This is a genomic window from Streptomyces sp. NPDC060209 (assembly GCF_042728155.1).
Lineage (GTDB): Bacteria > Actinomycetota > Actinomycetes > Streptomycetales > Streptomycetaceae > Streptomyces.
In genome coordinates this window covers 1-1666 of the sequence record NZ_JBHWZS010000567.1, presented here as the reverse complement: position 1 = coordinate 1666, position 1666 = coordinate 1, and the positions used below count along the sequence as shown (strand labels likewise).

At 69.7% G+C, this 1666-nt stretch carries 1 protein-coding gene; it reads left to right on the top strand.

From position 1 onward, the window contains the following. The first annotated feature begins 295 nt into the window (after positions 1-295). On the top strand, positions 296-1639 hold the full coding sequence (locus ACFWFI_RS42610; RefSeq protein WP_387401332.1) for a UDP-glucose dehydrogenase family protein: 1344 nt from the start codon (positions 296-298) through the stop codon (positions 1637-1639). Positions 1640-1666 lie beyond the last annotated feature (27 nt).

The following is a 1666-nucleotide window of genomic DNA, read 5'->3' as shown; positions in this document are numbered from 1 at the left end:
GCGGCGGCATGCGGGGCGATCTTCGCCTCGGCGAGCGAACGGATCGTCTCGCGGAGCATGTCGTGCTCCTCGGCCGGACGGTACAGGTCGAAATCGGTCGAACCCGCCAAGACGTTCACTCCCCAAGGATGCTAACTACCGTTAAGTAACCCAATTTTAGTGGCCCTGCCGAGCGGAGGCATACGGGCGGGGAACGTGAGCTTGCCGACAGCCCTGGAGACAGCCGGAAAACGGCGTTCCGCACGCCCGGTTATGCTCGGCTCCGCACGTCTGTCCGCATCGTTCAGGAGCACCCATGGCCCTCAGGATCACCGTGATCGGCACCGGCTACCTCGGCGCCACCCATGCCGCGGCCATGGCGGAGCTGGGCTTCGAAGTCCTCGGGCTCGACGTCGTGCCCGAGAAGATCGAGATGCTCTCGGCGGGCAAGGTGCCGATGTACGAGCCAGGGCTGGAGGAGATCCTCCAGAAGCATGTGGCGGGCATCGAGGGGTCCACGGGGCGCCTGCGGTTCACCACCTCCTGGGAGGAGATCGGCGCGTTCGGCGATGTGCACTTCGTCTGCGTGAACACTCCCCAGAAGCACGGCGAGTACGCCTGCGACATGAGCTATGTGGACAGTGCCTTCGAGTCGCTCGCCCCTCAGCTGACCCGGCCCGCGCTGGTCGTGGGCAAGTCCACCGTCCCGGTGGGCTCCGCCGCGCGGCTCGCGGAGCGGCTGGCCGAGCTGGCGCCGGTGGGCACGGACGCGGAGCTGGCCTGGAATCCCGAGTTCCTGCGCGAGGGCTTCGCGGTGAAGGACACGCTGCACCCGGACCGGATCGTGGTCGGCGTCGAGAGCGAGCGGGCCGAGAAGCTCCTGCGCGAGGTGTACGCCGGACCGATCGCCGAGGGCTCGCCCTTCGTGGTGACGGACTTCCCGACCGCCGAACTGGTGAAGACCTCCGCCAACTCCTTCCTCGCGACCAAGATCTCCTTCATCAACGCCATGGCCGAGGTCTGCGAGGCCGCCGACGGCGACGTGGTGAAGCTCGCCGAGGCCATCGGCCACGACGAGCGCATCGGGAAGAAGTTCCTGCGGGCCGGGATCGGCTTCGGCGGGGGCTGCCTGCCCAAGGACATCCGGGCCTTCATGGCGCGCGCCGGCGAGCTGGGCGCCGACCAGGCGCTGACCTTCCTGCGGGAGGTCGACTCCATCAACATGCGCCGGCGCGGCCACATGGTGGAGCTGGCCCGTGAGGCCGTGGGCGGAGGATCGTTCCTGGGCACGCGCGTCGCGGTGCTGGGCGCCACCTTCAAGCCGGACTCCGACGACGTACGCGACTCGCCGGCCCTGAACGTCGCCGGGCAGATCCATCTGCAGGGCGGCCAGGTGACGGTCTTCGACCCGAAGGGCATGGACAACGCCCGGCGGCTCTTCCCCACGCTCGGCTACGCGGACACGGCTCTGGACGCGGTGCGGGGTGCGGACGTGGTGCTGCACCTGACGGAGTGGCGCGAATTCCGGGAGCTGGACGCGGCGGCCCTGGGCGAGGTCGCGGGGCGGCGGATCATTCTGGACGGCCGCAACGCGCTCGACCCCACGGTGTGGCGCGAGGCCGGCTGGACGTACCGGGCGATGGGCCGCCCGAAGGCCTGACGCGAAGGAGGCGGCGGCCCCCAGGCC